Here is a 7,291-nt window from a genome sequence, read left to right on the forward strand (position 1 = left end):
TAACCACGGACTGAACCGACACGAGGGCGCCGACGGCCGCGAAGGGGCGGACGAGGACCTTGACCACAGACTGACTCGCCACGAAGGGTGCTCATGGCTGAGAAGAACCAAGAACTGATACGAACCGGGATCGTCGCCGACGGCGACCGGCTGGAGGAGCTCCTCGACGACCTGGTGGAGCGGGTGGCGCGGGAGTACGCCGAAGAGCCGGACCTCGCCGTGGTCGGGGTGCGCGCCGGCGGAGAGAGGCTCGCCCACCTCCTGGCCGAAAGGCTCACCGAGCTGAAGGGGACCCCGGTGCCCCTGGGGTTCGTGGACATCACCCTCTACCGGGACGACATCCACCGGTTGGGCTATCTGCCCCAGGTGGGCGCCACCGAAATTGACTTCCCCCTCGACGACGTGGTGGTGCTCCTGGCCGATGACGTCCTCTTCACGGGCCGGACCGTCCGGGCCGCCATAGACGAGCTCATAGACTTCGGCCGCCCCAAGGCGATACGCCTCGTCGTCGTCGCCGAGCGGCCGGGGAGGGAGCTTCCCCTCCAGCCGGACTACGTGGGCCTCCACGTTACACCCGCCCCGGGAGAGCTGGTCCTGGTGCGGCTGGACGACCCCGAACCGGGCGTGTTTCTCTACCGGCGCTGACCAGCCAGGCAAGGGGTTTTGCCAGAGGCATAGCTCGCTTCGCTCGGTTAAACCCCTTGTCTCCTCAATACGGGTGGCGTAAGATGCTCAAGAGTAAAGACCTGTTGGGTATCCGCGAGCTCGAGGTCGGCGAGATCGAGCTCATTCTCGACCAGACGGCCAAGCTGGAGGAGGTCTCCAACCGGGCGGTGAAGAAACTGCCCGCCCTGCGCGGCAAGATTGTCGCCAACCTCTTCTACACCCCCTCCACCCGGACGCGCATCTCTTTCGAGAGGGCCTGCAAAGCCCTTTCCGCCGATTTGATCAACATCGGCCAGCTCCCCAGCGCCCTGGGCGAGACCCTCACCGACACCGCCCTGACCCTCCAGGCCATGGGGGTGGACATCATCGTCGTGCGGCATCACCTGGCCGGCGCGCCGGTGCAGCTCGCGCGCAACATCGAGGCCAGCGTCATCAACGCCGGCGACGGGGCACACGAGCACCCGACCCAGGCCCTGGTGGACGCCTACACCATCCGCCAGTCTCGGGGGCGGATCGAGGGGCTGAAGGTCGCGCTGTTGGGCGATATCCGCCACGCCTCGGCCGTCAAGAGCGACCTTTATTGCCTGGTCAAGCTGGGGGCCCAGGTCGCCGTGGGCGCCCCCAGCACCATGATTCCCGAGGGGCTCTCCGAGTTCGGCTGCCAGGTTTTCCACACCGTCGAGGAGGCGGTGGACTCGGCCGACGTCATCATCACCACCCGTGTCAGCCTGGACTACGGCAACGACAAGCTCCTGCCCAGCCTCCGTGAATACTCACGCTTCTACAGCTTGAACTCCGAGCGGCTCGCGCTGGCCAAGCCCGACGTGATGATCCTGCACTCCGGGGCCATCAACCGCGGGGTGGAGATCACCTCCACCGTGGCCGAGCGCGCCCGTCCCCATCTCCAGCGTCAGATCGCCGCCGGGGTCACCGTCCGCATGGCGGTGCTCTACCTGTTGGCGATGGGGAGGGGGGTGTCATGAAGTCGCTGCTCTTGAAAGGCGGGCGGGTTCTGGACCCGGCCAACGATCTGGACTCACCGGCCGACCTCTTGATGGAAAAGGGCCGCGTCACCAAGGTGGGCCGGGACGTCACGGCCAAGGGAGCGGAGGTCCTCGACTGTTCCGGCCTTCTCGTCACGCCGGGGCTCCTGGACACCAAGGTCCACTTGAACGAGCCCGGCCGCGAGGATCGGGAAACCATCGCCACCGGCACCCGCGCCGCCGTCCTGGGGGGCTACACCGCCGTCGCCTGCCGCAGCACGCGGGAGATGGTGATGGACAACCAGACGGTGGTGCAGTTCATCCGCCGCCGGGCCGCCCGGGACGGCGTTGTGCGGGTTTATCCCATCGGCGCCGTGACCAAGCGCATGGCGGGAGAGGAGCTGGCCGAGCTGGGCGAGCTGGCCGCCGCCGGGGCGCTGGCCGTTTCCGACGACGACCACCCCGTGGCCGACGCCGCCGTCATGCGCCGCGCCCTCATCTACGCGCGGATGTTCGATCTCCCCGTCCTCAGTTTCCCCCTGGACCCGGAACTAGCCGCCGACGGGGTGATGCACGAGGGGCGGACGAGCACCGAGCTCGGTCTTCCCGGCGTCCCCTCGGTGGCCGAAGAGGTTATCGCCGCCCGAGAACTCATCTTCGCCGATTCCCTGGGGTGTCCCGTCCACCTAAGCCCCGTCTCCAGCGCAGACACGGTGGGCATTCTCCGGTACGCCCGGGAGCGCGGCGTCCCCCTTAGCGCCGAGGTGACGCCCCACAACCTGCTCCTGACCGACGCCGCCTGCGAGGGCTACGACACGAACGCCAAAGTTTCCCCTCCCCTGAGGACCGAGGCTGACCGGAGGGTTCTGGTCGGCGCCGTGGCCGACGGGACTATTTCCGTCATCGCCAGCGACCACTCCCCCTGCACCGTGGCCGAGAAGCAGACCGAGTTCGCCCGGGCCGCCGACGGCATAGCCGGCCTCGAGACGGCCTTCGCCGCCCTCTACACCGGACTGGTCCTCACCGGCGAGCTTCCCCTGGAGCGCCTCATCCGGGCCATGACCACCGCGCCGGCCAAGGTTCTGGGCCTTGCCCTCGGCTCCCTGACCCCGGGCTACCCCGCCGACGTGACCGTCTGGGACCTGGAGCGAGAGTGGACGGTGGACGTGGAGCATTTCGCCAGCAAGGGGCGCAACAACCCCTTCCACGGAACGCGGCTGAAGGGCAGATCCGTGGTGGTTATCGTGGGCGGCCGCTTAGTGGTCCGAGACGGCGAACTGATAGACTGACGGTCGGGCGCCCTCCCATCCTCCATCCTTGCGGTGGAGCGTTTTTTATGCGAATATCGGCTTGGAGAAATGCCGGAGTTCAAAAGGGGAGTTTTGATGCGGGTTTTCCTGATAGTCTTCATCCTCCTTGTCTTCGGGGCTTCGGCCAACGTTCCACCGACGCTGGACCCCTACTTCGATGCCGGTGCCCTGGATGCGGCGGCCAAGGCCACCGCCGCGGCGAAGGCCGTCCAGCGCGGCGAACCGAAACCGGCGGGCGCGGGTTTCGACCAGGAAAACCTGGATCTCTGCCTGACCCTGGAGTATTTCAGCGACATCGCGCCCGTGTGGTGCACCCTGGATGGAACCGCCGCCTGGACGCTGAAATCCACCGAAAGCGGCCTCCACGTCGTCGAGATGGAGCTGGCCGAGGAGCTTGCCGTAAGCGCCGTCCTCCAGGATCAGCTGCCCCTCGATTTTGAGCGCAACGGGGACAACCTTACCATTACCCTCGACCGGGCCTACAACATCGGGGAGATATTCACGATCGTCATAGAGTACTCCGGCATACCCCCCTACGGCATGTACGCCGATTCGGCCAACGGCGGCCTCATCCACACCTTCACCGAGCCCTACGATGCCAGCGGCTGGTTCCCCTGCTACGACGCCCCCGACGACCGGTTCACCTGCAACCAGAGCTACACCGTACGGGACGACTGGCTGGTGGCCTCCAACGGCGTGCTGGCTTCCACTGTTGACAACGGCGACGGCACGAAGACCTTCAACTGGGAGGCCGATTTCGATATACCGACCTACCTGGTGGCCATGGCCGCCAGCGACTACTACTACTTCTACGACACCTTCGACATCGGGCAGGGTCCGCAACACGTGGACAACTGGGTCTATTGGGAGCACGCCCCCGAGGCCGAGGAAGACCTCTCCATCGCCCCGGAAATGGTCGAGTTCAACTCGGGGCTCTTCGGCGACTACCACTACCCCCGCTTCGGCCACATGATCACCGAGATAGGCGGGGCCATGGAGCACACCACCACGACCACCTACTCCTCCGGTTTCATCACCGGCGACCACACCTTCGATTGGGTGATAGACCACGAGCTGGGGCACCAGTGGTTCGGCGACTGGATCACCTGCGAGACCTGGGAGAACGTCTGGCTCAACGAGGGATTCGCCAGCTACGTAGAGGCGTTCTGGGCGGAGCACATCGGCGGAGTGGAGGGGCTTCAGTATTACATGGCGGGCTTCAAGGCCCAGTACTTCAACGAGGATTCCTACTACCGCTACCCGCTCTACGACCCCGACTTTCTTTTCGGCACCACCGTGTACAAGAAGGGTGCGTGGGTGCTGCACATGCTCCGGCACCGAAGCGACGACGAGACTTTTTTGAACATGCTCCGGGATTACGTCTCCGACGACGACTCGGGCACCGTCACCACCGAGGAATTCATCGCCGTGGCCGAGAACTATTACGGCGGCCCCGGCTCCCTGGACGCCTTCTTCGACCAGTGGGTCTACAAGGCGGGCTATCCCGAGTACGACGTAGTCGTCTGGAACGAACAGACCCCCAACGGCTGGGTCTGCCATATCCAGCTTTCCCAGGTGCAGGACTCCTCCGACGGAATGACTCCCGAAGTATTCGTCACCCCGGTGGACCTCCGACTTGTCACCCTGGATGGCTCGGTGGACGTGGTTTTCGACGATGACCGGCGGGTGGACGAACAGACGTTCGCCGTGCCCGCCGCGACCGCCCGGATAATTTTCGATCCGAACGGCTGGCTCATCTATAAGCTCCTGAGCTCCGACGCGCCGGTAATCGCCCTCACCGCCGTTCCAGACGAGGACGGTGTGCTCGTCACCTGGGCGGCCGAGGGCGACGTGCTCCGCGTCGAGCTCTACCGCGAGGACGGCCTCGGCGAGGCGAAGCTGCACGACAACGGGCTCGAGCCCCGGGGACGGTTCCTCGACCGGCCCGCCTCCCCCGGCAGCTACCGCTACCGCTTGGAGACCGTCTCCGCCGACGGCTCCAGGCAGAGTTACCTTACGTCCTGGGTGGATTGGCGGGAAAGCTCGACGCCCCTGGCCATGTCCGCGCCCTGGCCCTGCCCGGCGGCTGGGGCGTTCAGCGTGGCCTTCAGCCTGCCCCGGACCGCTCAAGTGGCCCTGAATCTCTACGACCTCGCCGGTCGGCGGGTGGCCGTCGTGGCCGGGGGTGAGTACGCCGCGGGGCGCCACGAGGTCGGTTTCGATTCGACTGGGCTGCCGAGCGGCGTGTACCTCCTGAAGCTGGACACGGACTGCGGCACCCGGACTCACCGGATCGTCATCGCCCGCTGACCCGCCCGGTTTGCTCCCCGATGCCGGCGTCAATAATCCGTGGGCGGGGACATAAGGATGCGACGTTCCCGGTGGACCCGTGAAACCCCTTCCGCGACGCCCTTTCCCGGCGACGGTCCGCCGATTCACCCGCCCGAGACACTCTCGGTAAGTCAGGGAAAAGTGATTCCGTGAGATAAGGGCGTGGGATCCATCCCCCGCCCTTTCACGAAAGGCGCCCTTGCTCAAGGACGAGGATTTTTCCCGGATGCTTCTCGCGGTCGAGCGTCCGGCCCGCTACATCGGCGGCGAGTGGGGCGCTTACCGCAAGAACCCCGCGGGCCTCGTCAACGTCTGCTGGTGCTTTCCCGACACCTACGAAATTGGGATGAGCAATCTGGCGGGGCGGATAATCTACGACCGGCTCAACCGGAATCCCGACGCCGCATGCGACCGCTGTTTCCTGCCCTGGACGGACATGCAGGAGGCGCTGCGGAGCCGCGGTTTGCCGCTCTTCTCCCTGGAGCAGAGGCGCCCCCTCCACGCCTTCGACGTAGTGGCCGTGACCCTCGGCTACGAGCTCTCGTACACGAATTTCCTGAAAATGCTGGAGCTGGGGGGGATACCCCTCACCGCCGCCGAGCGCGGAGATGACGCGCCGTTGGTCATCGTCGGCGGCCCCTGCACGGTCAACCCCGAGCCGCTGGCGGACTTCGTGGATGTCGCTTTCGTGGGGGAGACGGAGGAGTTCCTCCCGGAGCTGGTCCGGGCGGTGGCGGGCGCCAGGAGCGATACCGGGTTCGACAAGCGGGCCGCCCTCGAGGAGCTCAGCCGCTGCGCCGGGGCCTACCTGCCGGACAGGATCCATCTCATTACCGAGGACGCCACCGGCCAACTCGTCCCCGCGCCGGACTCCCCAGCGGTAGATAGGCGCCTGAGCGGCCTCGACCCGTACATCGAGAGCCCCCTGGTTCCCGGAACCGACATCGTCCACGACCGGGTCACCCTGGAGGTGATGCGCGGCTGCACGGGTGGCTGCCGCTTCTGCCAGGCGGGGATGATCTACCGCCCCGTCCGCTCCTTGGAGGCCGACGAGGTTTTTGGCGAGCTGGTGCGCCAGCTTCGGCTCACCGGCTACGACGAGGCCAACGTCTCCAGCCTCTCGTCCACGGATTGGCGGGGGCTCGCCCGGCTGGTGGAGCGGGTGCTGACCGAGCTCGGACACCGAGGGCCCTCGATCAGCTTCCCCAGCCTGCGGGTAGGCGAGGCGGTCATCCGGCTCGAGTGGCTCCTGTCCGGCCGGAGGATGGGCTCGCTGACCATCGCTCCCGAGGCCGGAAGCGAGCGGCTCCGGGATGTCATCAACAAGCCCCACTTCACCAACGACGATGTGGTGGGGCTGGCCCGGCGGATTTTCGAGACGGGCTTCACCACACTCAAGCTCTACTTCATGTTCGGGCTGCCCACGGAGACCGGGGAGGACTTGGCGGCCCTGGTCGAGCTATCGCGGCGCTGCGCGGAGGTGACGGCCAAGAAACAGGTGGTCAACGTCGCCCTCTCCCCCTTCATCCCGAAGCCCCACACCCCCTTCCAGTGGGCCGCCCAGCCGTCGCTGGCGGAGTTGGAGGAGACGCTGGCCCGCCTGCAGGGCGATTTGCGGCACCGGAAGATAAATATCAAGTGGAACAGCCCTCGGATGGCTTTAGTAGAGGCCGCCCTGGCCCGGGGGGACCGGCGTGAGGGTCGGGCATTACTGGAAGCTCACAAGCGGGGGGCGGTGTTCGACGCCTGGGACGACTTCTTCAACATCGAGCGCTGGCGCGAGTCCTTCGCCGCGGCTGCGTTGAGCCTGGAGGAGTACGCCAACCGGGAGCTTCCGCTCGACGCCCGCCTGCCTTGGGACGCGGTGAACAACCTGGTCCATAAAACCTACCTCGTGGATGAGCGCGCACGGGCGATGGAGGGTAAGACGACACAGGATTGCCGCCGGTCCGGGTGCAACGTGTGCGGGGTGGAGCCCGAGCAGTGCGAGCCCGACACCCT

Annotated in this window: 5 protein-coding genes; all 5 read left to right on the plus strand. The window is 66.3% G+C overall.

The features are described 5' to 3' along the window. Nucleotides 1-93 precede the first annotated feature (93 nt). Nucleotides 94-645 carry a bifunctional pyr operon transcriptional regulator/uracil phosphoribosyltransferase PyrR gene (gene pyrR / locus NTW26_08305; GenBank protein MCX7022252.1) on the plus strand — a complete coding sequence of 184 codons (552 nt, stop codon included), beginning with the start codon at nucleotides 94-96 and terminating at the stop codon, nucleotides 643-645. Nucleotides 646-728: 83 nt separating this feature from the next. Then, nucleotides 729-1,649, plus strand: coding sequence for an aspartate carbamoyltransferase catalytic subunit (locus NTW26_08310; protein MCX7022253.1), 921 nt, complete (start codon nucleotides 729-731; stop codon nucleotides 1,647-1,649). Continuing rightward, complete coding sequence (locus NTW26_08315; protein ID MCX7022254.1) at nucleotides 1,646-2,938, plus strand: dihydroorotase; 1,293 nt, start codon at nucleotides 1,646-1,648, stop codon at nucleotides 2,936-2,938. The genes NTW26_08310 and NTW26_08315 overlap by 4 nt, the downstream gene beginning before the upstream one ends. 96 nt (nucleotides 2,939-3,034) lie before the next feature. Continuing rightward, a complete protein-coding gene (locus tag NTW26_08320) occupies nucleotides 3,035-5,269 on the plus strand; it encodes a M1 family aminopeptidase (protein ID MCX7022255.1) in 2,235 nt (744 codons plus the stop codon). Nucleotides 5,270-5,489: 220 nt separating this feature from the next. Further along, a partial coding sequence (locus NTW26_08325; GenBank protein MCX7022256.1) for a TIGR03960 family B12-binding radical SAM protein occupies nucleotides 5,490-7,291 on the plus strand: 1,802 nt, incomplete at its 3' end.

The organism is bacterium (assembly GCA_026398675.1).
In the GTDB taxonomy this organism is placed as follows: Bacteria; RBG-13-66-14; RBG-13-66-14; order RBG-13-66-14; family RBG-13-66-14; genus RBG-13-66-14.

Bases quoted from the DNA above. Each gene is read 5' to 3' on its own strand.
- pyrR (MCX7022252.1), top strand. From the start codon at position 94: ATGGCTGAGAAGAACCAAGAACTGATACGAACCGGGATCGTCGCCGAC.
- NTW26_08310 (MCX7022253.1), top strand. From the start codon at position 729: ATGCTCAAGAGTAAAGACCTGTTGGGTATCCGCGAGCTCGAGGTCGGC.
- NTW26_08315 (MCX7022254.1), top strand. From the start codon at position 1,646: ATGAAGTCGCTGCTCTTGAAAGGCGGGCGGGTTCTGGACCCGGCCAAC.
- NTW26_08320 (MCX7022255.1), top strand. From the start codon at position 3,035: ATGCGGGTTTTCCTGATAGTCTTCATCCTCCTTGTCTTCGGGGCTTCG.